Annotated in this window: 30 protein-coding genes and 1 pseudogene; 8 read left to right on the top strand and 23 right to left on the bottom strand. The window is 38.3% G+C overall.

The genetic code is table 11. The features are described from left to right. Positions 1 to 14: 14 nt before the first annotated feature. From H4683_RS10770 to H4683_RS10740, 7 genes are read right to left on the bottom strand one after another with little or no spacing between them, the layout of a single operon-like run. The gene (locus H4683_RS10770) at positions 15 to 1097 is read right to left on the bottom strand and encodes a peptidogalycan biosysnthesis protein (protein ID WP_192598847.1); all 1083 of its coding nucleotides are present in this window, start codon (positions 1095 to 1097) and stop codon (positions 15 to 17) included. Beyond that, positions 1097 to 1810: a 3-oxoacyl-ACP reductase FabG gene (gene fabG / locus H4683_RS10765; RefSeq protein ID WP_192598846.1), complete on the bottom strand. Its 714-nt coding sequence runs from the start codon at positions 1808 to 1810 to the stop codon at positions 1097 to 1099. Before fabG ends, H4683_RS10770 begins: the two co-directional genes overlap by 1 nt. Continuing rightward, on the bottom strand, positions 1810 to 2811 hold the full coding sequence (locus H4683_RS10760; RefSeq protein WP_192598845.1) for a beta-ketoacyl synthase N-terminal-like domain-containing protein: 1002 nt from the start codon (positions 2809 to 2811) through the stop codon (positions 1810 to 1812). Before H4683_RS10760 ends, fabG begins: the two co-directional genes overlap by 1 nt. Positions 2812 to 2825: 14 nt before the next feature. Further along, positions 2826 to 4019 carry a beta-ketoacyl-[acyl-carrier-protein] synthase family protein gene (locus H4683_RS10755; protein ID WP_192598844.1) on the bottom strand — a complete coding sequence of 398 codons (1194 nt, stop codon included), beginning with the start codon at positions 4017 to 4019 and terminating at the stop codon, positions 2826 to 2828. 14 nt (positions 4020 to 4033) lie between these two features. Continuing rightward, positions 4034 to 4492 carry a 3-hydroxyacyl-ACP dehydratase FabZ gene (gene fabZ, locus H4683_RS10750; protein ID WP_192598843.1) on the bottom strand — a complete coding sequence of 153 codons (459 nt, stop codon included), beginning with the start codon at positions 4490 to 4492 and terminating at the stop codon, positions 4034 to 4036. Continuing rightward, positions 4493 to 4741: an acyl carrier protein gene (locus H4683_RS10745; RefSeq protein WP_192598842.1), complete on the bottom strand. Its 249-nt coding sequence runs from the start codon at positions 4739 to 4741 to the stop codon at positions 4493 to 4495. It abuts the gene before it with no gap. 2 nt (positions 4742 to 4743) lie between these two features. Further along, positions 4744 to 5298, bottom strand: a complete 555-nt coding sequence (locus H4683_RS10740; protein WP_420826557.1) for an N-acyl amino acid synthase FeeM domain-containing protein — start codon at positions 5296 to 5298, stop codon at positions 4744 to 4746. 1464 nt (positions 5299 to 6762) lie between these two features. On the opposite strand from H4683_RS10740, the gene H4683_RS10735 reads away from it, so the two are divergent. Beyond that, positions 6763 to 8040 carry a helix-turn-helix transcriptional regulator gene (locus tag H4683_RS10735; protein WP_192598840.1) on the top strand — a complete coding sequence of 426 codons (1278 nt, stop codon included), beginning with the start codon at positions 6763 to 6765 and terminating at the stop codon, positions 8038 to 8040. A gap of 173 nt (positions 8041 to 8213) precedes the next feature. Here H4683_RS10735 and H4683_RS10730 read toward each other — a convergent pair whose 3' ends face one another. Beyond that, on the bottom strand, positions 8214 to 8777 hold the full coding sequence (locus H4683_RS10730; protein ID WP_192598839.1) for an NAD(P)H-dependent oxidoreductase: 564 nt from the start codon (positions 8775 to 8777) through the stop codon (positions 8214 to 8216). Positions 8778 to 9079: 302 nt separating this feature from the next. On the opposite strand from H4683_RS10730, the gene H4683_RS10725 reads away from it, so the two are divergent. Then, positions 9080 to 10171, top strand: coding sequence for a hypothetical protein (locus H4683_RS10725; protein WP_192598838.1), 1092 nt, complete (start codon positions 9080 to 9082; stop codon positions 10169 to 10171). 25 nt (positions 10172 to 10196) lie between these two features. After that, positions 10197 to 10382, top strand: coding sequence for an SE1832 family protein (locus H4683_RS10720; protein WP_192598837.1), 186 nt, complete (start codon positions 10197 to 10199; stop codon positions 10380 to 10382). A 122-nt stretch (positions 10383 to 10504) separates the two neighbouring features. Here the strand turns inward: H4683_RS10720 and H4683_RS10715 are convergent, their stop codons facing one another. Continuing rightward, positions 10505 to 11050, bottom strand: coding sequence for an RNA polymerase sigma factor (locus H4683_RS10715; protein ID WP_192598836.1), 546 nt, complete (start codon positions 11048 to 11050; stop codon positions 10505 to 10507). 402 nt (positions 11051 to 11452) lie between these two features. Continuing rightward, positions 11453 to 12688 (bottom strand): hemolysin family protein, encoded by a 1236-nt coding sequence (locus tag H4683_RS10710; protein ID WP_225942036.1) that lies wholly within the window; start codon positions 12686 to 12688, stop codon positions 11453 to 11455. Between the two features lie 160 nt (positions 12689 to 12848). On the opposite strand from H4683_RS10710, the gene H4683_RS10705 reads away from it, so the two are divergent. Further along, the gene (locus tag H4683_RS10705; RefSeq protein WP_192598835.1) at positions 12849 to 14246 is read left to right on the top strand and encodes a dipeptidase; all 1398 of its coding nucleotides are present in this window, start codon (positions 12849 to 12851) and stop codon (positions 14244 to 14246) included. A 360-nt stretch (positions 14247 to 14606) separates the two neighbouring features. Here the strand turns inward: H4683_RS10705 and H4683_RS10700 are convergent, their stop codons facing one another. Continuing rightward, positions 14607 to 15191 (bottom strand): nitroreductase family protein, encoded by a 585-nt coding sequence (locus tag H4683_RS10700; RefSeq protein ID WP_192598834.1) that lies wholly within the window; start codon positions 15189 to 15191, stop codon positions 14607 to 14609. Positions 15192 to 15373: 182 nt separating this feature from the next. Between H4683_RS10700 and H4683_RS10695 the strand changes: the two genes are divergently transcribed. Further along, the gene (locus H4683_RS10695) at positions 15374 to 16219 is read left to right on the top strand and encodes a DegV family protein (protein ID WP_192598833.1); all 846 of its coding nucleotides are present in this window, start codon (positions 15374 to 15376) and stop codon (positions 16217 to 16219) included. 40 nt (positions 16220 to 16259) lie between these two features. On the opposite strand, the gene H4683_RS10690 is transcribed toward H4683_RS10695, so the two are convergent. From H4683_RS10690 to H4683_RS10680, 3 genes are read right to left on the bottom strand one after another with little or no spacing between them, the layout of a single operon-like run. Continuing rightward, positions 16260 to 16745, bottom strand: coding sequence for an amidase domain-containing protein (locus H4683_RS10690; protein ID WP_192598832.1), 486 nt, complete (start codon positions 16743 to 16745; stop codon positions 16260 to 16262). Between the two features lie 57 nt (positions 16746 to 16802). Then, complete coding sequence (locus H4683_RS10685) at positions 16803 to 18104, bottom strand: DUF4179 domain-containing protein (protein WP_192598831.1); 1302 nt, start codon at positions 18102 to 18104, stop codon at positions 16803 to 16805. Next, positions 18097 to 18507: a sigma-70 family RNA polymerase sigma factor gene (locus H4683_RS10680; RefSeq protein ID WP_239027716.1), complete on the bottom strand. Its 411-nt coding sequence runs from the start codon at positions 18505 to 18507 to the stop codon at positions 18097 to 18099. Before H4683_RS10680 ends, H4683_RS10685 begins: the two co-directional genes overlap by 8 nt. A 506-nt stretch (positions 18508 to 19013) precedes the next feature. Here H4683_RS10680 and H4683_RS10675 point away from each other — a divergent pair. The 3 genes from H4683_RS10675 (at position 19014) to H4683_RS10665 (ending at position 20542) form a co-directional block, all read left to right on the top strand. After that, complete coding sequence (locus H4683_RS10675; RefSeq protein ID WP_192598830.1) at positions 19014 to 19439, top strand: ferritin family protein; 426 nt, start codon at positions 19014 to 19016, stop codon at positions 19437 to 19439. A 15-nt stretch (positions 19440 to 19454) separates the two neighbouring features. Then, positions 19455 to 20120, top strand: coding sequence for a cupin domain-containing protein (locus H4683_RS10670; RefSeq protein ID WP_192598829.1), 666 nt, complete (start codon positions 19455 to 19457; stop codon positions 20118 to 20120). 278 nt (positions 20121 to 20398) lie between these two features. Further along, positions 20399 to 20542 carry a transposase gene (locus H4683_RS10665; protein WP_192598828.1) on the top strand — a complete coding sequence of 48 codons (144 nt, stop codon included), beginning with the start codon at positions 20399 to 20401 and terminating at the stop codon, positions 20540 to 20542. A gap of 25 nt (positions 20543 to 20567) precedes the next feature. Here the strand turns inward: H4683_RS10665 and H4683_RS10660 are convergent, their stop codons facing one another. The 9 genes and pseudogenes from H4683_RS10660 to H4683_RS10620 form a co-directional block, all read right to left on the bottom strand. Continuing rightward, complete coding sequence (locus H4683_RS10660; RefSeq protein ID WP_192598827.1) at positions 20568 to 21395, bottom strand: hypothetical protein; 828 nt, start codon at positions 21393 to 21395, stop codon at positions 20568 to 20570. A 90-nt stretch (positions 21396 to 21485) separates the two neighbouring features. Next, positions 21486 to 21653 carry a hypothetical protein gene (locus H4683_RS10655; protein ID WP_192598826.1) on the bottom strand — a complete coding sequence of 56 codons (168 nt, stop codon included), beginning with the start codon at positions 21651 to 21653 and terminating at the stop codon, positions 21486 to 21488. Between the two features lie 142 nt (positions 21654 to 21795). After that, a complete protein-coding gene (hepT, locus tag H4683_RS10650) occupies positions 21796 to 22197 on the bottom strand; it encodes a type VII toxin-antitoxin system HepT family RNase toxin (RefSeq protein ID WP_192598825.1) in 402 nt (133 codons plus the stop codon). Then, positions 22190 to 22600 (bottom strand): type VII toxin-antitoxin system MntA family adenylyltransferase antitoxin, encoded by a 411-nt coding sequence (gene mntA / locus H4683_RS10645; RefSeq protein WP_192598824.1) that lies wholly within the window; start codon positions 22598 to 22600, stop codon positions 22190 to 22192. Before mntA ends, hepT begins: the two co-directional genes overlap by 8 nt. A gap of 547 nt (positions 22601 to 23147) precedes the next feature. Then, positions 23148 to 23741, bottom strand: coding sequence for a hypothetical protein (locus H4683_RS10640; protein WP_192598823.1), 594 nt, complete (start codon positions 23739 to 23741; stop codon positions 23148 to 23150). Between the two features lie 14 nt (positions 23742 to 23755). Next, on the bottom strand, positions 23756 to 24088 hold the full coding sequence (locus tag H4683_RS10635; RefSeq protein WP_192598822.1) for a hypothetical protein: 333 nt from the start codon (positions 24086 to 24088) through the stop codon (positions 23756 to 23758). Between the two features lie 16 nt (positions 24089 to 24104). Further along, positions 24105 to 24314: a hemolysin XhlA family protein gene (locus H4683_RS10630; protein WP_192598821.1), complete on the bottom strand. Its 210-nt coding sequence runs from the start codon at positions 24312 to 24314 to the stop codon at positions 24105 to 24107. A gap of 64 nt (positions 24315 to 24378) precedes the next feature. Continuing rightward, positions 24379 to 24759, bottom strand: coding sequence for a hypothetical protein (locus H4683_RS10625; RefSeq protein WP_192598820.1), 381 nt, complete (start codon positions 24757 to 24759; stop codon positions 24379 to 24381). A 198-nt stretch (positions 24760 to 24957) separates the two neighbouring features. Continuing rightward, positions 24958 to 25138 (bottom strand): annotated as a pseudogene (locus tag H4683_RS10620) (IS4 family transposase); the annotation flags it as partial.

Raw genomic sequence — 25138 nt, 5'->3', positions numbered from 1 at the left:
CCACCGATTCAATTTTATTTAAACGCTCTTGTTAAAATACGTGTTATAATCTTTTGAACATATTTGCTTTTAAAGGAAATGTAAGAACTTGTCTCTACTAATTCACACCCAAGGCTTTTCTTTGTATCATAAGTAGTTGTTCCACAGTACATAAATTGATAATTACCTTCGATAGCATATTTTATTGCAGCATAATATAAATTAAAATACGCGTAGCATTCTTTTGAATCCTTATAATCTAATCCAACATGTTTAAATAATAAAAAATTTTCTTCTTTTACTAACAAAGCAAATCCTATGACTCTTTCTTTAACTTTTATTATTATCCATTTATAAGCGTTACTCATATCTTTCCAATTACAAAATGTTTCTTTAGAATAATTAATAAGATTTGGGAAGTCATCATTCTTTTGAGATGTATTTTTATATAACATATATATATCATCGAAATCGCCAATATCTTTATTATCCATCATATGAATTTCTGCCCCGTAATTATTAAATATTTTAATTTTATTTCTAACATCCCACCTCTTCTTCTTATTTAAACTTGCTAAATAAGAATCAAAGGTTTCATAGGCTGTATTTAATACTGTGTTAGGATAGAAAGGGATCTTAATAAAACCACTTTCAGACAAATTTTCGCTCAATTCCTCATCATAGATATTGTTCGCAAAAATAGAAGCCGATTTTAGTTCCCTATAAATTTTCCTTTTAGACTTTTCCATGAATTCATTAAAAGAAGAGTAATTTTCACTTTTTATACCACAGTAATTAGACAATGGATTTGTTAAAAAAACTACATTAAACTTAAATAGATTTAAGTGAATCCTTTCTAGGAAGTTAACTATAGTCTTTGATATTCCTGATAAATAAAGTCTCATATCTAACTTTTTAATATTATATCCTGTGCAAAAATTAACAATATTATTGTTCATCAAACCAATAATATAAAGAGGTTCATATTCAGGTAATGATTTCTCTAGAAATAAAAACCATTCTTTCGAGAACTCATTTGAATTCAAAAAGTTTTCCTCAATAATCTCTCTGTGCTCTTTGGCTATATTATTGTATTTTTTATGAATAATAATGTCCATTAAATAGATAACCCCCCGTCAATTATTATTTCTTGACCTGTAATATAAGAAGATGCATCATCTAATAAGAAATTAATAACTCCAGTAATATCTTTTGTTTCTCCTATTCTCCCAAGAGAAATTTGTTTAATCAATTCTTCACTTTCTATATTTTCTGTCATTTCTGTGCTGATAAATCCTGGACAAATAGCATTTACTCTAATCCCATAACGCCCTAATTCTTTAGATAAGGCTTTTGTAAATCCTAAAATACCGGCTTTCGACGCTGAATAATTTGTTTGTCCAGGAATACCTACTAACCCTGAAACAGAAGAGATATTTATTATCGTGCCCTTTTTTCGGCTAATCATCTCTTTCGACACAAATTTACAGTAATTAAAAGTTCCATAAAGGTTTGTCTCAATCACTGAATTCCAACTTTTTTTGTTCATAAATCCAATTGTCTTGTCCATGGTAATACCTGCATTGTTAATTAAACAATCAATTTTGCCACTATTTGATATTATTTTATTTACAATTAATTTTGCCGCATCATAATCACTCACATCTACTTGATAAGAAAAAATGTTATTTGCATATTGTTCTATTTCTTTAGCCCTCTCAACATTGCTTTTATAAGTAAAATAAACCGTCCACCCTTTAGAGGCTAAATCTTTTACTATAGCTTCACCTATACCTCTTGACCCACCAGTAACTAAAGCAATTTTTGACATTATATTTTACCCGTCCTTTTAGATTCAATCGATAGCACAGATTTGTTCCCTGTCTCATTGGTTTCAATAATAATTTTTTTTCCATCATTTAATAAAGATAATACTACTTTAATAAATCCTGACACAGCATATGATATTCCTATATGAGAGGAAATATTGTATTGATCTGTATCGTCACCATACATTTTTTTCACTTCATTCTCAGTTACTTTATCGCAACTATTGCTAGATCCAAAATAAACTTCTCGGATAGTAGTTGAAGTAATTTTAGAAAGTATTTTCTCTAGGTTATATGCATAATCTTTTTCATTAAATGTGTGCTCTTGCCATGAAAAAATATCATCTAAATACCCATAGACCTTATTGTTCTGAAGATCACTTTTTTCCAAAATTAAAGTAATTGATGCTTCTGTCATTTTTCTATCTGGCAATCCTCCATTAAATTCATTATGCAAAACACCCAAATTTATCTCCTCGACACCTACTACAATAGCTTTATCAATTATTCCATTTTCAATATAATTTTTGGCTAGTAACAATGCATCAAGACTAGATGTATTACCACTATTCACAGTATTATTAACACCTTTGGCATCAAAAACTATTGATACCCAACCCGATATATTATTGAGCACAGTATTTGGAAATTTAATAGGACTTACAAGCTCCGCACCCACTTCATAAACATCGTCTAAAAAATCACTTATATTATTTAGATAACTCATTGAATTACCAACAAAAACTCCTAATCTATCATGTTCATTATCCTTCAGGTCATGCTGCGCATCCTTCAAAGCTAACTGAGTGGAAGCTAAAGCCATTTGTGTAGACTTTTGAAGAGAACGTAATCCTTTTTTCATTATATATCTTTTCACATCAAAGTCTTCAACCTGGTTTATACTATTATTCTGTGTCTTCATTATTAATGCCTTGCTTAATGATGAGATTTCATCACCCCAGGGAGTAATACAACCAATTCCTGTAATTGCTATTTCACCCAAATAAATCACCTCGACTATTTACTGAATTCTTTAAAAATAACACTTGCGTTTGTGCCACCAAATGCATATGAGTTATTAACAACTGTTTTTATGGACATCTCCCTACATACGTTTGGAATGCAATCAATTCGACATTCCTCATCCGGAGTTTCAAAATTTATAGTTGGTGGTGCTACGTTATCTCTAATTGCCAAGCAGCTCACTACACTTTCAATTGCGCTTGCCGCCCCCATTGAATGGCCCAACATTGATTTTATCGAGCTTACAGGGGTATTCTCACCGAATATTTCATTAATCGCAAAAGATTCAACTTTATCATTTGCATATGTGCCTGTTCCATGTGCACTAATATAATCTATTTCCGAAGGAGCAAGCTTTGCGTAGTTTAAAGCATTTTTAGTAGCCCTAATAATTCCTGATGACTTTGGATGTGGAGCAGTAATATGGAACGCATCACTACTCACTCCATAACCAACTATCTCCGCTAAAATATCTGCCCCTCTTTCAAGAGCATGTTCAAGATCTTCTAAAATCAAGCACGCAGATCCTTCTGCCACTTGCATTCCTTTTCTATTTTTATCAAATGGTCTGCACTTATCTGGAGAAATCGCATTTAATCTATTAAATCCGTAATAAGCAATTGTAGCAAACGGGTCGGCGCCAGCGGATATTGCAATTTTATTTTTGCCATTTCGGATTTGCTCGAAGGCTTGAATTGTAGAATAATTTCCTGCTGCACACGCATTCGTATTCAATAATCCGGACCCTCTTATATCAAATTCTTTAGAAGCATAGACCAACATGTTCTTTAACTGGTTTTGTTCTAAAAAAGCCTTTTCACTTTTCTTTTGAAGAAATCTATCTAGGTTTGTTGTCTCTGCACTGACCTCTCCCATAGTAGTACCTACAAATAAATCTGCCAACTGATAGTCCTCTTTTTTTAATTTAGAACTCTGAATTGCTTGACGCAAACTGCCTATTAATAATTGGGTTCCTCTCCCTATTGAATTAAAATCATTTTCAAAAATATATTTTCCAGGATCAAAATTGTGAATTTGTCCACCGTACTGAGGAGTTAATAGTTCCAGTTTATCTTTCACTATTTTTGTTATTCCAGATTTTCCATTTATACAAGAATCCCAAAAAGTATCGACGTCTTCTCCAATTGAAGTAATGACTCCTACACCCGTTACTACTACTCTATTCAAATTATATTCCACCTTTAAAGTTCTTTGAAAGTAAAAGTTAGTTTTCCTTTAGCTACAACTTTTTCTTCTACAGTGGCAATAGCTTCAACAATTGCCGAACCTTCAACTTTTTTTAGCATCGTTATCTGTATCATTAGTTGATCTCCCGGTACTACAACTTCCTTAAATCTCACGTCTGTATGGTAAAGTACAGGCAACAAATTACTATCCATATCCTGCCCAGAGTTGTTAAATAGAATAATAGTTGCCTGAGCCATTGATTCCGTCAATAAAACTCCTGGAAAAATTTTAATAGCTGGAAAATGCCCTTCAAAGAAAAATTCATTTCCTGTAATATTTTTGATAGCAACTAGACTTTCACTATTTATATCAATTACTTTATCAATCATTATCATTGGAAATCTTTGAGGAATAATTTTCAAAATCTCTTGAAAAGATAGGGCAGGCTTTTTTTTAGACATATCACCATTCATTTATCGCATTTCCTTTTCAACTATTTTAATAATCGCATCTAGAGTTGTAAAATTCTGAATTTCATTCTCTGGTATTTTCACCCTGAATTCTTTTTCTATCGTTGCCATAATCTCTAGGGCCATCATAGAATCTGCATCCAGCTCTTCTACTAAATCTGTTTCTGCCTTTACTTCATCTATTTCTACTTCTAAAACTTCTGCAATAATCGCTCTGACTTTTTCAATATTTATTATTTTTTCAGCGTTCATTATTACTCCTCCTTAAAAATTCTATTATTTGTATTGTTAATATCTAAAAGCATAGGACATTCATTTGATATACCTTCATACATTTTATAACTACCAATTTGTTCGAAGCCTAGACTTTCATATATTTTTTGAGAACTCTTAGTGCTTTGTAGGTATATGTGTGTAATCTGTTCTTGAACTACAATTTCTTTTATTCTTTCCAATAATTCACCTAGCACTTTTGCCTTTACACCAAAATTATTTACCTCAGGATTCTCTACTATAATTAATCTCATTACTTCCGCATATATGTTGTTTGGAAAACTTCTTAGCTGATGGATCCTTTCAGCCATTAAAGGTTTATTTTCTTTTTTTATTAAAGTAATACAACCTACCAACTCTTCATTCAAATAACAACCTATATGAAAACCATCGCTATCAATATCATCCTTTAATAATCCATTCGGATAAAAGGAAATTGGGGCAGATTGTTGCTCCACAACAAATGTATCGTATCGTAACTTATAAATTTCATTTAACTTTTCTTTATCTTTAACAACTATTGCTTTCAAATTCATCAAGTGCAACATACCTCCTATCCATCATTGATTAAATTTCACTACTAAACTACAATCTTTTAAGATTAAGAATGCGCTGAATAGTAATTTCCCTAATAGATTGTAATTTCATTCTCCTTCCGATTAGCTAGGTAATAGGAGCATAGCGGAAATAGGTGAGCTCCTGCTGTACGCTAATTAATAAAACAAAAAGAAAGCCACTGCGTCCTTCCAAATAAACGGCAATGTATCATCTAAGAACAATCATTCAAAAGACGTGGCAAATCGTTTTGGCCCAACTTATGGAGTATTCTGGTTGTTGAAAATGCCATATTAGCAGCACTATATACAACCAGTACCGCAAAAAGTTGGTTAAAAACAGCATTTTTAGCGTTCCAAATATCACAGGAACATTCAGATTATTTCGATTCGTCAAAAAAAGACTCAATTCCCCAGCGTGCTCTATATATATGCTAGCAATTACTTCCGCGGACGCGTTAAACAAACTTGTCACTACACGGATTTCATGCCCGTCATTGTCTTTAAAAAAGACCCCCCGATACCGTTTTTTAGACGGTTATCGGCGTTGAATCCGCAAAATTCAACCACTTTCTTACATAAATCGTAGTATTCAACAACTTCAATATAACACATACTCTTTATTATGAATATTGTAAAAGTAGGTTATATGAATTGCTCTATTCCTCTATTTAAAGACCAGAAATATAAGAAACATTTGTATGAACACAAAAGATTCATGAAAACTGATTGAGTAAGCTAGTTTCACCCTCCCCTCGATTATCTACCAATAATATTGTGTAGTATCTACTTTTTTAAGAATATTATGATCTATTAAACCTACACTACTGATCGTTGTACTATATCTATACATAGATTATCCACAACCACAACCTCACTCAAAACGTAGTTTTCCAAGTTTTTCAGGGGAAAGGCTCATTAACAAAAAAGGTGAGCCAGGAGTCGATTGAATGCTTTCAAGTAGTAGCCCTCTGTAAGTAAATCATTTTAATAAAGAAATAAATCTTTGTCGCTAAAATGCAAAAGCCCTCGTTTTCCTTGTCATCGTGTAGAAAAAATAGCTAGTTGTTGTTTCATGATCAATCCGTGTATCCTTATATTTAAAAGGTTATTGTCCAGTATCCCATCATCCAAAAGCTTTGCTGATTCAACAGACATAATGTATACATGGCGTCGAAATAATCGTTTGCATCTTTATTTTTCAACAATAATATTGACTACGCTTAAAGTCCCCTATAATATTACATATAATACTTATAAATCAATAATCCGCATATTCAAGTTTAACTTTCTAATTATTATGATTCTTAATTGAGGGGTAATCTTATTATAAATACCAATGTTCTACGGCTCTGATTATATAAGTCTTCTCTTTACCATATAGCCTATTAAATAATCCAAGGTTTTATTTTTAATACGATTAAAAATAAAAGGAGGTGAATTTCTTTGCATATCGGAAAAAGATTGAAGGGACTAAGAAGATTAAGAGGAATGACCCAAGCTAAAGTAAGCGATGGCATCACTTCTGATTCTCATTATAGTAATATCGAGGGGGGGCGTTATGCACCACTTGAGGGTACACTTAAATTATTAGCGGAGCGTTTATCCGTTCCTTCTACTTATTTAATAAATCAAAGTGTTATTGATGAGGACATGACGGTATTGTTGGACCAATACGAAGACTTATTAGACGCAGAAGAGATAGAAAATGCACGGTTCTTCTTTGAGGAACATAAAAAAAGTTTCGAGTACATTCCTTCATTGCAACAGGAATTACACTTTAATTTGCTGAGGTGCACCGATTTCTTTAAAGCTGGCGACTATGATACTTTCGGAAGATATTATTCAGATACGATTATTCCATATGTAGATCTAGAACTTTTAACGACTTTAAGTGCCTCAATCCGGGAAAAGTATAATTATATTTCTGGTCTATATCACTACATTAAAAAGAATCACAAAGAAAGCATCCAATTTTTTAGTTGTATACTCAAGATGAATGACGATGCTTCACTTCACGCGCGTCTTACTTTTAATATCGCGTTAGCACACTACTATCTCCACGACTATACGGGGGCACTTGTCTACGCAGAGCAATCTAAAGACCATTATTTAAACCTTCATAATTGGAAAAAAACAGCTGAATGCTATAATTTACTGGCCGTACTGTACAAATTACTAAATGACTTCGACAATGCGGAACTTTACATTCACAAAGGTTTAAACATTTTAAACGACGAGACTGAAAAAACATATTTAACGCTACTTCATAACTCTGCCCTTATTTATAGGGAGAAAGAACAATATGATCAAGCCCTAGAAGCTATCAATCGATGCATCTCATTAAAAAAAGATCATAATCCCGATGATTTGTTCATTTCTTATCATGTCAAACTGAAAATACTGCTGAGAACAAAGGACTTGGATGCAGTTGGAGATGCTTTCGAACTGGCGAAAAATGCTTGTACAACTAAGTTGGATGAAATCCATTTGCAAGTCATTGAAGGTAAGTTATGCTTGCTGCGAAACCAAAGTTCTGACTATGAAGCACTCATCCAGCAATGTGCTGACTACTATTTAAAACATGAACATTGGAAGTGCTTGAAAGGAATTACGGAAGAATTTGCGGAGTATTACGCGAAAATAATGCAATATAAAAAAGCGTACAATTTAAACAAATTATGTTTACATGCAATAAAAAAAATATATAAGGAGGTATTATGAAAATGAAAAAAGTGGTGACTTCTTTAGTGTTTGCACTTTGCCACTCAAACATCACTTCTCCCATCATTACAACTAATGACGAGAAAGTTACTGAACCACATCGTTCCCCTGCTTGAACGTAGGAAAACCGCCCCAACGCCGTCATATTGACAAGGTGGAAGGGCGGTTTTCAATTATCCTTCATCTAATATTTCTTTCGACAAATCCTTGCTCATTTCCGCATACCTCACAAACACCCTTGCCAGTTCACGCAAGCGGTTATGCACGTCCATATCGATAATTGTATTGTCTCGATCGAAATGATTCTTATGTGTGTAGACATAATTCGGTGTCACGAGACAGCGGAAATAATCCAGAATCGGTTTTAGCTGATTTTCGATGACAAGATGATGCTGGTGTGTACCTCCGTTTGCAATGATAGATATCGGTTTATAGCGCATCGTATGCGGGTGTAGCATATCAAATGCGTTTTTCAATACGCCCGGGATTGACCCCTGGAAGATTGGTGTTGCTAAAATATAGCCATCTGCTTCATTGAATTTCCGGACGAGCTTTTGCATGTCATCATTATATTCATCTAACGGTCGCCCATCGACAAATTGATGGGTATAATCCGCAAGATTCAATCGTTCCAATTGATATCCGCATCCATTTTCCTTTATATAATTCAGGACCGTTTCAAGAACGACACCTGTTTTTCTACCGATAATGGTTCCGTCCACAAACAAGATCTTCACTATTCATCCCCCTCAAAGCTGTTTCTGCTTTCTCAATGGTACCAAAGAAAGAGACTGCTGACCCGAAACCAGGCTTGCATGGCCCCCTTCTGTAGGTTTTCATTGTGCCAAAAGTTGGGGAATCACCCCATCCCCACTTGAAATAATGCTAGTTTACCATACTACCTGCTTCAATCCACATGATTTGGATAGATAATTGGTGATTGTGTAACGTTGTCTATTAACTCACTCAAGGGGTGATTCAAAGCTTTCAACGCATTTGAACTGGCATATCCCTCTATTTCCTCACATACGATGAAGGGATGGACTTACTGAGTTTACTAGAAAGGGTGATTCCAATAGACGGACAAGAGAAGAAGATGATTGCCTTTTATATTTCCAGGTCGGACGGAAAAGGGACATACCCTGAACGCCGGGCTGCCCTAATCACGAAAATACTGAAGGAAGAAGCGAACATTGTGTTCCTGTGTGGTGAAGATTCCCCGGATGCTCCGAACGGATTAGAAACCATTTCTTTCATAGGTCAAATAGGACTTTTAAAAACCTTGCGAGACATCAGGCCTGATCTTTTATTGCGCGATAGCGGTTCTACAATCCAGGAAGAAGTAGAAAAAGTTCGGGAATTCGTCCCTTCCATTATCCACTTCGATGATTTCGGCGATGGGGCTAAGTCCGCGGATCTGGTGTTCCAAACACTATATACTGATTCGTTCAACAATTCAATAGATCACTACATCGTTGGGACGGAAAGCTTTATTGCCGATGAAGAGTTGGCTTCGTTCAAACAAATTGGGCTCCGCAAAGATCGACCCGGTTCTCTTCCTCATCTTATTATCTCATTCGGCGATGAAGATGAAGGCAATTTAACATACCGTGCCCTTCGGCATATGCTACAACTCCAAATTCCACTTAAAGTAACCGTCCTCGTCGGTGAACGTTATGCACATGACACAAGTACGCTCCGCATGATGGCACTTGGTAGGAGGAATACTACAATCCTGGAGCATTCTAATCGTTTTGCAGAGGTGTGTGCATCTGGTGATATTGTTTTATGTGCATCCGGTTATATGCCTTACGAAGTGGCGGTGATGGGCATTCCTTGTGTCGTACTTGCACAAAATGATTTTGAAGTTAGTCTCGCCTTTCCGAAAGAACAGCATGGATTCATCCATCTTGGGCTTGGCCGGAAAGTGAAACAGTCCAGTTTACTAAACGCCATTATGGAACCACTCTTGCACGAACCGCTTCGCAAAAAAGCGATTGCTAGACAAACGGCACTTGGACTTGGCGATGGTAAAGACGCGGTATGCGAGGCGATTCGCTATATCCTAGAGTATCCAAAGCGACAAACAGGCGAGGCTATAGGAAAAGAAACGTCAGATATGCTACACTAAGGGAAAATGCGAGGTGATTTTCCTTATGAATAAACGCCAAGTAGAATTAGTAATTGCTGAACTCAAAATGGATTATATTAATCTGCAAGGCGATATTGAGAAGCTCGAATCGACCGGCAACAATAGTTATGTAAAAAAAGCGGAAGTCCGCCTTGCCTCAATGGAAGAAAGACTCGCCGAATTGAATCAGCAACTTACTGAACTTTCCTGATCAAAAGGCTGTCCGGAACATTGGGTAGCCTTTTTTCTAAATTTCTATTAACATTTGGGCTTACCGCTATAGGTCCCATAAGCAAACAAAAAAACACAGCCCCCGAACGGCCATGCTTCCCCTTATGCGATGACGTATTCACGTACCGCCGTATCTTCAATCATTAATTCCTTCAAATACTTTTTCGCACGGAACAGCCTTGATTTCACCGTACCGATTGACACTTTCATCACTTCTGCAATTTCAATTAGTGAATATTGATAGACATAAAAATATTCGATTGTTTTCCTATAAATCGCATCAAGTTCCCCAATTTTTTGCTGAACAAGTGATTGAATATCATTTTGTTCAAGTAGTTCACCTGGTGTCAGTCCATCACTGGGAACCAAATCGAGTATCGAAACGTCTAATGTATCAGGTTGATTCATAACGTGCTTGCTTCTTCGCACATCTTTTCTGTATCGATCACGGAATGTGTTCATGCAAATCGTCGTCAACCACGCTTTCATATGGTCGACACTGTCTGTCCGTCCGCTATAACGAACGACTTTCACCCAGACATCTTGCATCAGGTCTTCCGCTTCCTCTTTGTTTCGTGTCAACTTCAAGCAAAGATGATAGATGTAACGACCATACTCATCATATAAGTCATTCAGATTAATTGTCATATGTAATATCCCCCGTCTTCTAACTGTTATCCCTATTATCAACAATCCTAACCTTTCAAACCATCGTATTCTCTTTCAGCCTGCTTACAATCATGTAAGGTAACGTGAAGTTATAAAGAAAAGCGCAGGGCGCCGTTTAGACGCGACAGGCATAAGACAGGCTGACAAATCGGCGTTCTTTGCCGCATTGTCCGACTGACTTATGACCCGAGGCTAGACATATTAGAAAAGCGCAGGGCGCCGTTTAGACGCGACAGGCATAAGACAGGCTGAACAAATCGGCGTTCTTTGCCGTATTGTCCGACTGACTTATGACCCGAGCGGCTGGTGACCGGAGCTAGAAACGTTGGACGGCAATAAAAACATCCCCTAAAGCCGCGCAAACCGGTTTAGGGGATGTTTTTAATTTTCGTCTTCTATAATCGTAATCGACATGCGGAGGATTCGACTGCGATCCATTTCTTCAATCTCAAAGCTCAGATTTTCAAAGGTAAATCGCTCGCCCGGCTCTGGAACGTGACCAAACTCTTGTAGCACTAATCCCCCAAGCGTCTCATGATCTGTCGGTAACTTAATGCCGAGAAGATCCATCGCATCTACAATTTCTAGGCGCCCATGGCATACCAGTCGATTATCCGACTCCTCATAGACAAGTACCTCCTCGTCCTGGTCGGTTTCATCCTCGATATCCTGCCCAATCATCTCTTCAATTATATCTTCGTGCGTCACAATGCCGAGCGTTCCACCATATTCATCCAAGACAACGGCCATATGCTTTTTCTTCGATAACATCATTTTGAACACCTTTTCAACACTAGCAGACTGTACGACATAAAGTGGTTCACGGTCAATTAGTTCGCCAAGTGTCATCTCAGGTTTCATCGACCATTCGATAAGCATTTTGGAATAAAACATCCCAACAATCGTATCCATACTATCTTCATAGACTGGATAGCGCGTGTAAAAATGTTCTAAAATTGTATCACGTACTTCTTCATAAGAAGCTTCAATGGGCATTCCCACGATATCCGTTCGATGTGTTTCTAGTACGTCAGATACGTCTTTTTCGGGAAAATCAAGCACACCTTTTAGACGGATTGACTCATCCTGCTCAAATGTCCCTTCTATTGAAGCAATGTCAACCATCGATCTAAGCTCGGCTTTCGTCAACGTCGCTTGCGTAACAGTACCTTTTGAAATGATTCGGATGAAAACATTCGTGAATAAAGCTAGTACCGCCGTCAGCGGAGTCAGCAATTTAACAAGAATTGTGATACTTGGTGCAACAGCATAAGCAATTCGATCTGCGAATGTCGCCGCAATCGTCTTCGGCAATACTTCCCCAAAGATAATGATAATAACCGTCAATATTCCCGTCAGTAGACCGATACTAAGGCCTTTTTCAATTGCAATCATTGTCACAATCGTCGGCATCATAATATTCGCTATATTATTTCCAATAAGTATCGCTGTGATCATACGGTCCGGTTTCGAAATCAGTTTCTGTAGCTTAATCGCCTTTCGATCGCCCTGATTAGCCTGAAACTGGACCTTCATCCTATTTACTGCTGTAAGTGCCGTTTCGCTTCCTGACAGGAAAAACGACATGAACAAAAAGAATCCGAGTGCGATAAACAAATAGGGTCCCTCCTGGGAATGTTTCAAATTCGTGCAATTAAATTTCTATCCAAATAGCATACCATAATGTACCTATTTTAGCCTGTCCAACTTACTCATTTTCTCAACTTTCTGCTATACTATTTCTATATACGAAATTAATTTGAAACGAGGGATTAGGTTGACGCATTTAGAAAAGCTAGACCACCATTTTAAGGAAAAAAGGGACGAACATCTTGAGCAATTGAAGGGCTTTCTTCGTATTCCAAGTATCAGCTCTTTATCCGAACATAAAAAAGATATGCAAGTAGCGGCGGAGTGGCTCATGGATTCATGCAAAACAGCAGGTCTTGAGAACTTATCGATCGATGAAACAGATGGACATCCAGTCATTTATGGCGATTGGCTTCACGCGGAAGGAAAACCGACGATTCTTGTGTACGGCCATTATGATGTCCAACCCGTAGACCCTCTGAACCTTTGGGTGAGCGGACCTTTTGAACCCGAAGTACGCGACAACAAATTATTCGCGCGTGGGGCAAGTGACGATAAAGGCCAAGTGTTCATGCATGTAAAAGCGGTCGAAGCACTTATGCAAGAGACGGGAAGCTTGCCGGTCAATGTAAAATTCATCATTGAAGGCGAAGAAGAAATTGGTAGCCCCCATCTTGAGAAATATATTGAAGCGAATAAAGAAAAACTTGCAGCTGACGTTATTGTCATTTCTGATACAGGCATGCAAGGCCCTGGACAACCTGCAGTATGCTACGGACTGCGCGGACTTACCGGCGTTCAAATCGATGTACAAGGACCAAAAGGAGATCTCCATTCCGGATTATATGGCGGCGGGGTTCAAAATCCGATTCACGCGCTGGCGGAAATCCTCGCGTCGTTCCGTGATCAAGAAGGCACTATCACAGTAGACGGATTCTACGATAACGTCCGTCCGCTATCAGACGAAGAGCGCGAAGCTTATAAAGCACTCGGTTTCAATGAAGAAGCGTTGAAAGAAGAAGTTGGCGTTACTGAATTGTTCGGCGAGAAAGGTTTCACGCATTTTGAGCGGACATGGGCGCGCCCAACACTTGAAGTGAATGGCGTATTCGGCGGCTTTTCAGGCGAAGGTATCAAAACCGTTTTACCAGCAGAAGCAGGCGCGAAGATTACATGTCGCCTCGTTCCAGATCAAGATCCAGACGAAATTGTAAAAAAACTGAAAGCCCATATTGAAAAACATAAACCTGTCGGCGTAACAGTGACGGTAAGCGAGTTCGATAAAGGAAAACCCTTCATCACACCGTTCGACCACCCGGCAATACAGGCGGCAGGTCGTTCGTACGAAAAAGTGTACAATGTACCGACAGCCTATACGCGTGGTGGCGGATCTATTCCGATTGTCGCCGCATTCGATGAAATCTTGGGATTACCCGTTGTCCTGATGGGCTTCGGATTGGATACAGAAAATTTCCACGCTCCAAACGAACACTTCCATCTGGAAAATTTTGACCAAGGTTTGCGCGTCATCGGCGATTATTATTATGAAATCGCTGGATTTACAAAAGACGAATTGAAAAAGTGATAATATTTGTGCCGGATTCCTTTTGAGAGGGAATTCGGTTTTTTTGATTATGGCGGGATTTGAGGACGCGACCAATCCCACTCTACAACCGACCATTCTTCCGCATAAGTGACCAATCCCACTCTACAAGCGACCATTCTTCCGCATTAGCGACCAATTTCACTCCACAATCGACTAATCTTCCGCATTAGCGACCAATTTCACTCTACAACCGACCATTCTTCCGCACAAGCGACCAATTTCACTCTACAACCGACCATTCTTCCGCATAAGTGACCCATTTCACTATCTCAAAATCCTTATCCACAAAATAAATCCAACAAAAAGCACCCAGAAATTAATCCGAGTGCCTCTCTGCAATTATTCTTCGTTTTCACGCCCGTAGTAAGTGACGATTTCTTCAAGCGGTTTGCGTGGGCGGCCTTTCGGAATTTCATCGAAATAACCGAATTGCAGCATACTGATAACTCGCTCACCTGGTTTGACACCCAAATCATCTCTGAATTTCGGATTGTCTAGGAAACCCGGCGTCTTCCAGCAAGTACCAATTCCTTTATCCCACGCAAGAAGCTGAATGTTTTGGATGAACATGCTGGCTGCCGCAAAATCCTCTAGCCGCTCTTTTTGACGAGCATCCTCGGGAACAATTACAAAAGTTACTGCGCCTGGTCCGGCAAACTTTTTCATTTGCTTCTCGAGATCCTCTTCCGATAGCTCTTTCCATTTCGGAACACCATACTCGCGTAATATCTCCAGAAATTTCACATAGTCCTTATCAGCTGCAACTACAAAGCGCCATGGATTACGGTTGCCATGATTTGGTGCCCAAGCTGCATCTTCGATAATTTCAACAATACTTTCTGGATCCACCGGCTGGCCGTTAAAGTTTTTAATGGAACGGCGTGAGATGATTGCATCCCTTACCGAAAGTGCCTGTTCATTCATTAATAATCTATCCCCTTTAAAGTATAGTCCAATCATTATACCCTATAGAACGAATTCGTATCTATTCTCTACACTCATTCGCATGAGTATCGCCTTTTTTCTAGTTTTCTGAATACGTTCGTATTACTTTTCATGGTATAGTAATAAAGTAGATATAACAATGACAAAGGATGATTTAATTTATGAATAAAAAGCCGATTGCATGGATTGTAGACAGTACCGCCTTTATTTCAGAAGAACTTAAACAACATCCTGACTTTTTTTCCGTCCCGCTAAATATCCATTTCGGTGAAGAACAATTTGTCGATGGCAAAGACCTAACACCAGAACAATTATATGTAAAAATAAAAGATGCGACAGAATTCCCTAAAACATCACAACCGTCTGCGGGCGAATTTGCAGAACGGTTCAAAGAGATTGCGGAAGGGTATGACGAAGCAGTTGCTGTACATGTATCCGCAAAATTGAGTGGTACACTCGCCTCTTCAACAGCAGGTGCTGAAATTGCTGGTTTCCCCGTCACATTCATCGATTCACTCGCGTTATCCTATGGAATCACAGGGATAATCGAAAAAGGAATGGCAATGCACGCTGGCGGCGCGACTGTTCCTGAAATCAAAGAACAGCTTGAGAAAATGGCTGGCACGCTGCAAAACTTCATATTGATTGGCCAATTGGATCAATTATACAAAGGCGGCAGAATGAGCGGCGTACAATTTTTCCTTGGTAGTTTATTGAAAGTCAAACCGATTGTCCAAATTTCGAAAGAAGGCGAATTGCTGGCCATCGACAAAGTACGGTCTGAGAAGAAAGCGCTTCAATACTTAGTCGATAAGGTAGCCACAAGCCCCGGTGCTAATAGCCGTAAAATCTATTTGATGCATGGCAACGTGATAGATCAGGCCATCCATTTGAAAAATCTATTGACTGAACAAGTTCCGGGTCTCGAAGTGGTAATCGGCGATATCAGTTCAACACTTGCTGTTCATGCCGGTGAAGGGACGCTTGCTATTCTTTGGTTTGATTGATAGTGAAAAGCAGTCCGTTTGCTGAAAACGGACTGCTTCTTCATGAAAACTCGTCGTTAATTTTAAAGAAAACATAGCGTGCATCAGGTGTGCTTGCGTATGAGTCTTTATACGCCCAATGACGGTGTTGCGCGTTGTAGGTATGCGCATTGACGAGTGGTACCGATCCGTCTTTCGCGGTGACAATTGTTGTATGATCGAACCGGCCGTCTCCTTGAAAATCATAGGCAATGACATCCCCAAGTCCTAGCTGTTCAGCGGATGAAACCTGTGTCGCCGTCAATCCTTTTTTCGAACTCGCCAAATACCAACGCATTGAATGTGCCACTGACCAACTGAAACTCCATGTCCCTCCGCGCAGCCACCATCCTTGTTCCCGATTTGGGTAGCCGTGCATTGGTGCGCCGCCTGCCAGTAAGCATTGCGAAACAAAATTCGTACAGTCCACATCGAACGATGGAAACGCCGGGTTACGCCCGTTCCACCAAGTATCTGCGTAACGGACTGCCGCTTCTCGGTCATACATCTATCAATCGCCCCCTCTTGCTATGGTATGAATGGAACGAGAGAGGAATGTATTCACTTACTTAAGTTCGATGGAGACGTCTCCGTTGATGTAGTTCGGATAGGCGGAGATACTGATTTTTAGCGGATTTTTCAGTTGATCCGTTCTAAAAAGAATTCCTGCATACTCATAGCCTTCATCCCTCCAGCTGCTTTTATGTTCATAGTCAACCGATTCCCCGTCTACATTTTCAGTGCCTAAGAACAAATGATAATTGAACTGCTCTTTTCCCTTGGGAAATCTTGCTTCGATTGTATCCAAAGTCATTTTTGTCACCTCAAGTTTCCCATCGGAAGGTTGTTTGAGCACTTGTTGCTTTTGAAGATCAACAACTAGATACGCTTCCTCTTTTGGCAAGGCTTGTATTTTACCCATTTTGAAATAAAGCGCTTTCGGTTGCTCAAAGTAGTTACTTTGTAAGTAGAAGGTTTGTTCATTTTCACCAAAACCAAGTCCACTCGTACCATTTCGAATGCTGCTCCACACTTCACCTTTTCCATCCTCAATGCGCATGTTTTCAAAATTTAATAACTTCATCGTGTTTGCTTCATCAAACGTCATCGTCACGACCACACGCAACGGATGGATTGTGATGTCACGGATTGTCATTTTTTGTTGCTCAACTACAACTTCTTTATTAAGTGTGTAAACTTTGCCCTTCTTCACTTTTTCCGGTAGGGTGAAAGCCGTTTCCTTTGCGTTATCCAATTGGACTTCCAATGCAAAGTCCTGTGTGTCAAAGGCCTGTTTATCCAAAAATAAAATACTAATAATGTCTTCTTTCCGACTTGCATGTGGTTGATTGGGATGGTCGTAGCTCCATGATCCGGGTGGGACTATTTTGCCCGCATGAACAAGATTGATTTCTTTATATTTAAGTCCATTGAGTGAAAATGGAGCCTCAAGTGTATAGGAAATGACCACTCCTGTTTCATCCAAAATGACGCCATCGATGGTAAGTGTTAAATCGTCTTTCGTCTGACTGACATGGAGCGGTTGATAATAATCGTTAGCAAAAATCCCTTGTAAGCCTTTATCGAATTCAACGAGATCCACAATTTTCCCCATCCCAGGAATCGATGCGACCACATTTGCAAAGACTGGTGAAACGCGGATGGATGTCACGAATGCAAGCAGGAAGATCGCCGCGATAGCAATAGTCCACAGCGATTTTCTGCGTTTTCGCCGTTGTGTCCTCAACGCTGAATCGGCTAGCAAGAAACCTTGTTGGATTGCGTCATTCAACTGATCTTCTGGAATCTGCAAGTCATCCAATCTAGACTTAATTTCCCCCAATTGTTTTTCTTCGTTTTCAAACATGATCTACATCCCCTTTCTCCGAGAGAAAACTCCGTAATGTCTGCAATGCTTTATGCAACCTTGATTTGACTGTCCCTTCAGGTATGTTTTCAATTACAGCAATGTCTTTGATTTTGATAGCTTGAAAATACATCATATGAATCAATCGCTGTTCCTTGTCAGGTAATATGGCAAGTGCTTCCTCGATTTCAATGGACGTAAAAACCGCTTCAGTTCCGACTTCATGCAGACCTTCACTTGAGGTATAACGCTTTCTCTTCGTTATTTGGTCTTGGCAGTAGTTCATCATGATCCGGATAAGCCAAGTTTTCAAATAGCATGCTTCTTTCACTGTATGGATCTTTTTGTAGGCGCGCACTGTCACTTCTTGCACCGCTTCAATGGCGTCATGCTCATTTTTCAAAAAAGCAAAAGCTATTCGATAGAGCGTTTCTTTATAAAGATGGATGATTTCTAAAAATGCATGTTCATCACATTTCTGGTTGCTCTTATTTATTAGACATGCGAGGAGTGAAAAAGTTCATTTTTGAAATAAAAAAAGCGAGCTGGCCACTAATCTGTGGACGGGTCGCTTCCCATAATCATTTTGATTGAACGTTTGTAAAATGGCGAAGAGCACCTTCTTTACTTTCCATAAGCCGATTCCCACTCCAACATAGTCCATACCTCTTAGTCAATGGTGACTACAGGCACTTATTCAATCGTTTCAATTCCTACACCAACCTACGCTTATCACACAATGCATCTTACAATCGCTCAAGTTCCACAAGCAAAGTCAGTCAGCTTGCCGTAACACAACCTGATTTTCATCTTCGTTTTTTTAAGATGTTCATTAAAATCCCGTATCCTCTAGGACGAGGTTCATTTTATTAACCCTACTCATACATTGAGATTGGGGGTGAAAACAAAGTGAATCAAAACGCCATTCAACCTTCTACAAGCACGGAAGTTATTAATGATATTTTGAAAGCTATTAACGGTGAGTACAACGCCATTTATTGCTATGGGATATTAGCCAATCAAGCACCTAACGCCAAAATAAAAAACAGAATCCTTGAAATTAGAAATGACGAAATCAGGCACTATGAAACTTTTTGGCACATCTATATTTCTTTAACTGGAAATCAACCTTCTCCGCAAATCACAAAGGAATGTCCTACAGATTATAAAAGTGGGGTGCTTGCTGCATTCATAGATGAACAGGAAACTGTCGATTTTTATCACGAGATAGCAAGAAAAACCAATAACCCGGTTATTAATGCCGCATTTACTCAAGCCTCAGCCGATGAACAAAATCATGCCGTTTGGTATTTATACTTCATGAATAATCATTAAAGGAAGGATGTATTTATGGGTTCATATATGGACTACACCTCACCAACAACACAGTTCGCTTTTGATGTAAATAAAAGCCCTTTGTTCAGAAAGGATAACAACAATTTTATTAACGTGTTAAGTATTCAACAGTTGAATACACTACAAAATGTGTCTCTCCTTGATATTTTTCTAAGTATTAATAATGTCATCGAGCCTCATTATCACCAAAATGCTGCGGAGCTAGTTTATTGTATTTCTGGAGCTATTACTGTTTCATTAATGAACCCTTTTACAAAACAAATTCAAAATTACCCTATTACACCTGGGCAAGTTGTAAACGTTCCACAAGGATGGTGGCATTATATTGTAGCTACAACTGATAACGTTCACTTTTTAGGTATTTTTGATGCACCCACTCCGGAGGTAATTTTAGGCTCCGACATTTTAAAATTAACTCCTGCAAATATCATGGCGCACACCTACTGTCTAGATGAGAATCAATGGAAAAAAACAATTGCTCCCGTTAAACCTTCAACATTTATTGGCCCCCCAAAGGACTGCAATAGTGCAAATGAAAACACCTCATATCAAGATCCACATTATATAAACCAATACGCCGACCAAATGCATCCATATACTCATCAATATTCGTCTAATCCTCAACACTACAATGATTCCACATTCCGCACACTTAGCTAATCTCTAAAGGTATTTCCCCCTATCGAATAGTAATTTATCCACCTATTCGAACGGTAAGAATGAACAACATGACCATCAAATTCAAACAACAATCGAGGAACACCGAACTGTCATGTGCAAGAGGGGTCGCAAAAAAACGCCTAAATGCCTGTGATACCAAGGCATTTGATGAAAACCACTATTCACTTAAAAAGTGAATACCTTAAACCGAGAAAAAGAGCCCCGTATCTGGTAATGTCATAGGTGACTAAACCAAAAACATGCCAGGAGGGCTCCCTATGGCCAGTGTAAACGAACTTTCTTTTGGATTCAACAAACGAATAAAGATTAATTTTGATGGCGGTGATTTCACCAGTGATGCAGGACTTTTATTGTATAAAGAATTTGCTGACAAAATAGGTTTCACTGAGATGATTGAATAACAATCTCTCTATATATTCTTCTCCATCATATTCTGCTTTCACATTTCAACTCAAATGTCTCCAACTCCCGCAAATAAATAGACAGGCGTGATTCAATTGCTTGCTTATCACCCATTCGCAAGTAAGTTTCTATGTCAATCTCTTTTTGTAAAGCCACGTAATTATCGTAACATAAAGAAAATAACTGCAAAAATTGTTCGATTTTCAAGGCTTTTTTTCGTTCGACCAATCCATCTGTATATCCTTCCTCAAATCCAGCAGCCAGTGTATTAAGAACTTCCTTATGCTTGTGAAATTGTTGTTTCATGTACCGTGGAGATTGGTAATAGGTCGGAAAAAGTGTTTTATAGTTGTTTACGTGATTTCCTGCAAAAACAACACCGCTGTATAAAACCGGACGCGGATCAATTAGGTGAACACGGCCATCACGAATAATGAGATTTTCCGGAGAGGTATCTTGATTCGTCAATGAGATAGAGGAAATTGAACGGTTTTCGAGACACCCTAACAATTTCCCTTGAATTGCCGAACGTTCAAAAGAAAGTTTAGCATCTCGCAATTGTGCCCACTCTGATTGGAATTCACCTTTTTCATCAGCCATGAATTTCTGTGAATCCTCTTTATAAACACCCTCTAATTCACCATCCTTCCATATTATATGACCAAAACCAGCTAGGTCCAGTTTCGCATCATCCATTTTCCGGAAAAAACAACCCAGGTGAACACCGTAATCTCTTCCCATGAAAGAATCCGTCGCTAATAGATCAATGGACTGTCCCATGTAGCTTTCAATCGTATAGGTGAGTTCAGAATCAACATGAAAATCATATTCTTCAGGGCAAATCCCAGGCATAATCCTATTCGCTTGCCGATAATAAAACCCGTTTCCACCGTATTCAGAGAGCAATTCCTGACGATCAAAAAGGACGGTTTTTCCATAAGCCTACTTCTTCGGAAAACGAATCACAAGCGAGTGGCTTCTCGATAATTTCGCCAAATAAGCTTCATGCCATGCTCCTTCCCCCAGCAGTTCAAAATCTGTTTTTGATTGTAACCTTGAATAACCACTGTTTTCCAAAGCCAAATTGACTTTTCCAAAAATATCTTCCATACAATCCCCATCCTGTCCTATCTTTTGAGCTAATCTTGTTAAACATTATGGTCCGATTTCAGTACCACTTATTCTATTATATTAACCCAATCAAGCTCTCTGACTGTTTCAGGCCGAATAGGTATTACACTTTTCAGTTATTTTACAGTTGCAAGATAACCTTTGAAAAACCCCTAAAATCAGCAATATGATTTTTTAAAATTGTTTCTAAAATATCAAGGTCTAGCGTCTGATAGTCATGTACAGCAATATTTCGGAAACCGACCATATTCATCAAGGACTTTGCCAGGTTCTCCTCAATAATTTTTGCTTCTTGCAAAAATCTGAATGCATCACGACTAGCCTTAGGCACACCTAGTTTACGTTCACTTACAATATGCATAGCTAAATCAATACTCGCTTCACAAGCACGCTGAATATTGAGTCTGATACTGTCCTGCTTCGTATAATCAGTTAAGTTTTCTGGGTTTCCTTCGTATACGTCATGAATACGTTTTAAACACCGTTCAATCACAGCAGTTTTATTGAGAAGGACATCATTCATCTCCGAATACACTTCCTCTTTCTTTAATCGCTTCAATGATGGGTGCACGTTGCTCGCTTAAGGCGGCGTACATACTGTAGGCTCGCATTTTCTGATGCATAAATTCATTTTCATCTTGAATATAAATCGGTATTCCCTGCTCAAAAATCTGCATCGTAAACACAGTATCAATTTGTCTAATATCAACTAAATCGACTTCATAACCTGCCAGCTCTGCAAGTTCTGAGGCGAGTATAAAGCGTTCATAGGATGATAGCTCCCTGCCGCTAAGATATGCAAGATCAATATCGCTTTCGGCATGGGCTGTTCCCTTGGCATATGATCCGAATAGTAAGATGAAAGCTGGATTCAACTTCTGTACAATTTTATCAACCAAAAGATTTCTCACTTCTTCTCTAAGCATCTTTATCACCATCCTTATGAAAAAAGACTTCACTCCGATTTATAAGTTTACCATATGCATTATTCATCATAATGAACAATGTCACTGTTCGTGCTTCGTCCGCACCTTCCAAAGATACGTCTGTATTCGAAATCTCAAATCATTTTTTTTGCAATACGAGACAGTTTTTATTGAAAATCAATCAAATTAGTACAACAAGCATAACATTAATAATTCAAAATACGTATATCTTTTTAACTTTACTCATCCAGAAGATGTGAGATGGTAATCATCTATCATTTACTGGTGCACTCCTTGTCGTTCAGTGGTGAAGACAAAGAAAAAACACTCCGTATAAACGAAGCATCTCGATTAATTTCTATGTATGGAGAATAGGGGGCTCGAACCCCTGACCTCTTTTAAATTACCAATTAAATATAATCATTACCAGCACTATACTAACGGCATTTGTCAAAGTAAATGGCATAGAACCTTTTCCGAAACGTGACCGAAACTCTTCTTTCTTATATTATATACAGAAGTCCTAACTATGCAAGCTATTTACTCATTAATAAGGTGCTTTTGCTCCTGACTGTAAAAATAGCAATCCAATTATTCCATCATTTGAAAGCTCATGCAAAGCTACCTTCATAGTTTTCCCTCTAATTTCATACACATTATTTATCGCAAACTGTTCTCTATTTTTTGTATTATTTTGCACATCAATGAAGTATGTTACTTGCATCATTCCAACTTGAAATGACATATTCAATGACCTATCCCATTGCTTCATATGCCCGTAAATACTATAAGGATCAGAGTAGATATTTTCATAAATAGGTTTACCTAGAGAATCTTTGCCTACCTCAACCCGACCTATTAAATCCTTGACTACAAAAGAATGGTCACAATTCGTCATTTTTGCACGGTATTTATTATGCCTAGTGGATTTGACTTCCTCTGTAATTAGATAAGTTTGCCCCTTATGTTGTACATAGTCCCCACGTTTAAACGCCTGTAGGGAACTGATATGGCGTGACTCATCTATTCCGAGGTACGCAGTTGTAACGATACATTGTTGTGGTTCACCGTTGATTAGCACCTCTTCAGCCAACGATTTGAATGTGTCATCCAATAGCTTATAGTTTGTTAATAAATTCATTTAGCATTCTCCTTTCATACGTATAGCATGAAGAAATCAGATTGGTTGGTGTCTGTCTTCATTGTACGTATCTTCTTTTCCAATCCATCAATTCGATTTAATAATGACTCATGGAACTCACTAACTGTCATATCATCCATTTTCACATTCCGCATGTATTCTGGATTGTTTCCCACCGACTCTAACATAGATAAGGCAGTTTGATAGATTGACTTCTTTGCCGATGGACTGGAAGCATTGTATGGTTCATGGGGAACTAGACCCGACTCGGACAGATAAACGATTAACTCCTGTTGTGATAGCTCAATTCCTTTTGTCTCCATTTGTAGTCGTTGTAGATTATTCATTTATATCATTCCTTTCTCATTTCATCGTTAATATTAATGCAGTGATACCTGTAACGATTAAGCCTATAATTGCGTTGGTGATTGCTCTGCGTAACCATTTTGTATCATCTTTAATAGAGCTTATATCTTCTTTAATACCGACAATAGAGGACTCCGCCACTGCTAGACGTGTTTTAACGTCAATCATGTCGTCCTCTAGTTTTGTAACTCTTTGTGTCTGTTCCATGCTGCACCTCCTAAAAATGGGCATAAGAAAAAGCCACACCGTTTAGATGTGACTTACCAATTTATTAATCTTGACATAACTTTCTGTGATTAACTTTATCAAACTTATCGTATAGATGAAGCAATCTGTCTATTAAGTTTGTCAATTCCTCGAAAGAGTACTTCCATTCCTCACCAACTATAATATTGTCCATCATTTGTATAACTTTATTAACACATACTTCATAATCAGCAATAGCATCTTTGAACCTATCCATATCTTCCTCAACCAAATCATAGTTTTTGCTCAATTGCTCGTCTACTGTGTTAGTAAACTTATAATATCTTTCAATATCTCCTCTAGTCATGATGCTCGCATGTAAATTGTTATTATTTCTATGATTCGAGAACCTTCTTAGCTTACGACTAAACCTATAATGTTTTGCTATTTCCTGAGCAGTATTCATAATCCAACACTCCCTGTCAAATAGTTTTGTGAATCTTCCTACAACCCTACGATTCGACATGTAGGAAGGAACACCTTTAATAATCAGATTATTTATATATCGTTCCCGACAATAGCCCTATTTGTGCCAACGCTTTGCTTATCGAAGTCGAACTAGTAGTACTATCAGAATAAAAAGCATCTAATGCATCTATATAACTCAACTTTCGCACACTGAAATCGGCAAATAAGCCTTGATATAACTGGGTAAACCGGCCATCCATTGCTGTAGTTGATTTTCGACTTGTTTTTTGAGTTTGGAATTGGTCTTTTTCAGGACATCCTGAAAAAGCTCGATCAACTGCTGTAAAGCGACAGCCCAATCCAGTTCATTTACTTCA

The sequence above is a fragment of the Sporosarcina limicola genome (assembly GCF_014873855.1).
Lineage (GTDB): Bacteria > Bacillota > Bacilli > Bacillales_A > Planococcaceae > Sporosarcina > Sporosarcina limicola.
This window is presented reverse-complemented; position numbering and strand designations above follow the sequence as displayed.

Coding starts and splice junctions, on each gene's coding strand:
- H4683_RS10770 (WP_192598847.1), bottom strand. CDS start 1,097: ATGGACATTATTATTCATAAAAAATACAATAATATAGCCAAAGAGCAC.
- fabG (WP_192598846.1), bottom strand. CDS start 1,810: ATGTCAAAAATTGCTTTAGTTACTGGTGGGTCAAGAGGTATAGGTGAA.
- fabZ (WP_192598843.1), bottom strand. CDS start 4,492: ATGAATGGTGATATGTCTAAAAAAAAGCCTGCCCTATCTTTTCAAGAG.
- H4683_RS10745 (WP_192598842.1), bottom strand. CDS start 4,741: ATGAACGCTGAAAAAATAATAAATATTGAAAAAGTCAGAGCGATTATT.
- H4683_RS10740 (WP_420826557.1), bottom strand. CDS start 5,298: ATGAATTTGAAAGCAATAGTTGTTAAAGATAAAGAAAAGTTAAATGAA.
- H4683_RS10725 (WP_192598838.1), top strand. CDS start 9,080: ATGGACTTACTGAGTTTACTAGAAAGGGTGATTCCAATAGACGGACAA.
- H4683_RS10720 (WP_192598837.1), top strand. CDS start 10,197: ATGAATAAACGCCAAGTAGAATTAGTAATTGCTGAACTCAAAATGGAT.
- H4683_RS10715 (WP_192598836.1), bottom strand. CDS start 11,050: ATGACAATTAATCTGAATGACTTATATGATGAGTATGGTCGTTACATC.
- H4683_RS10700 (WP_192598834.1), bottom strand. CDS start 15,191: ATGAATGAACAGGCACTTTCGGTAAGGGATGCAATCATCTCACGCCGT.
- H4683_RS10695 (WP_192598833.1), top strand. CDS start 15,374: ATGAATAAAAAGCCGATTGCATGGATTGTAGACAGTACCGCCTTTATT.
- H4683_RS10690 (WP_192598832.1), bottom strand. CDS start 16,745: ATGTATGACCGAGAAGCGGCAGTCCGTTACGCAGATACTTGGTGGAAC.
- H4683_RS10685 (WP_192598831.1), bottom strand. CDS start 18,104: ATGTTTGAAAACGAAGAAAAACAATTGGGGGAAATTAAGTCTAGATTG.
- H4683_RS10670 (WP_192598829.1), top strand. CDS start 19,455: ATGGGTTCATATATGGACTACACCTCACCAACAACACAGTTCGCTTTT.
- H4683_RS10665 (WP_192598828.1), top strand. CDS start 20,399: ATGGCCAGTGTAAACGAACTTTCTTTTGGATTCAACAAACGAATAAAG.
- H4683_RS10660 (WP_192598827.1), bottom strand. CDS start 21,395: ATGCCTGGGATTTGCCCTGAAGAATATGATTTTCATGTTGATTCTGAA.
- H4683_RS10655 (WP_192598826.1), bottom strand. CDS start 21,653: ATGGAAGATATTTTTGGAAAAGTCAATTTGGCTTTGGAAAACAGTGGT.
- hepT (WP_192598825.1), bottom strand. CDS start 22,197: ATGAATGATGTCCTTCTCAATAAAACTGCTGTGATTGAACGGTGTTTA.
- mntA (WP_192598824.1), bottom strand. CDS start 22,600: ATGCTTAGAGAAGAAGTGAGAAATCTTTTGGTTGATAAAATTGTACAG.
- H4683_RS10640 (WP_192598823.1), bottom strand. CDS start 23,741: ATGAATTTATTAACAAACTATAAGCTATTGGATGACACATTCAAATCG.
- H4683_RS10635 (WP_192598822.1), bottom strand. CDS start 24,088: ATGAATAATCTACAACGACTACAAATGGAGACAAAAGGAATTGAGCTA.
- H4683_RS10630 (WP_192598821.1), bottom strand. CDS start 24,314: ATGGAACAGACACAAAGAGTTACAAAACTAGAGGACGACATGATTGAC.
- H4683_RS10625 (WP_192598820.1), bottom strand. CDS start 24,759: ATGAATACTGCTCAGGAAATAGCAAAACATTATAGGTTTAGTCGTAAG.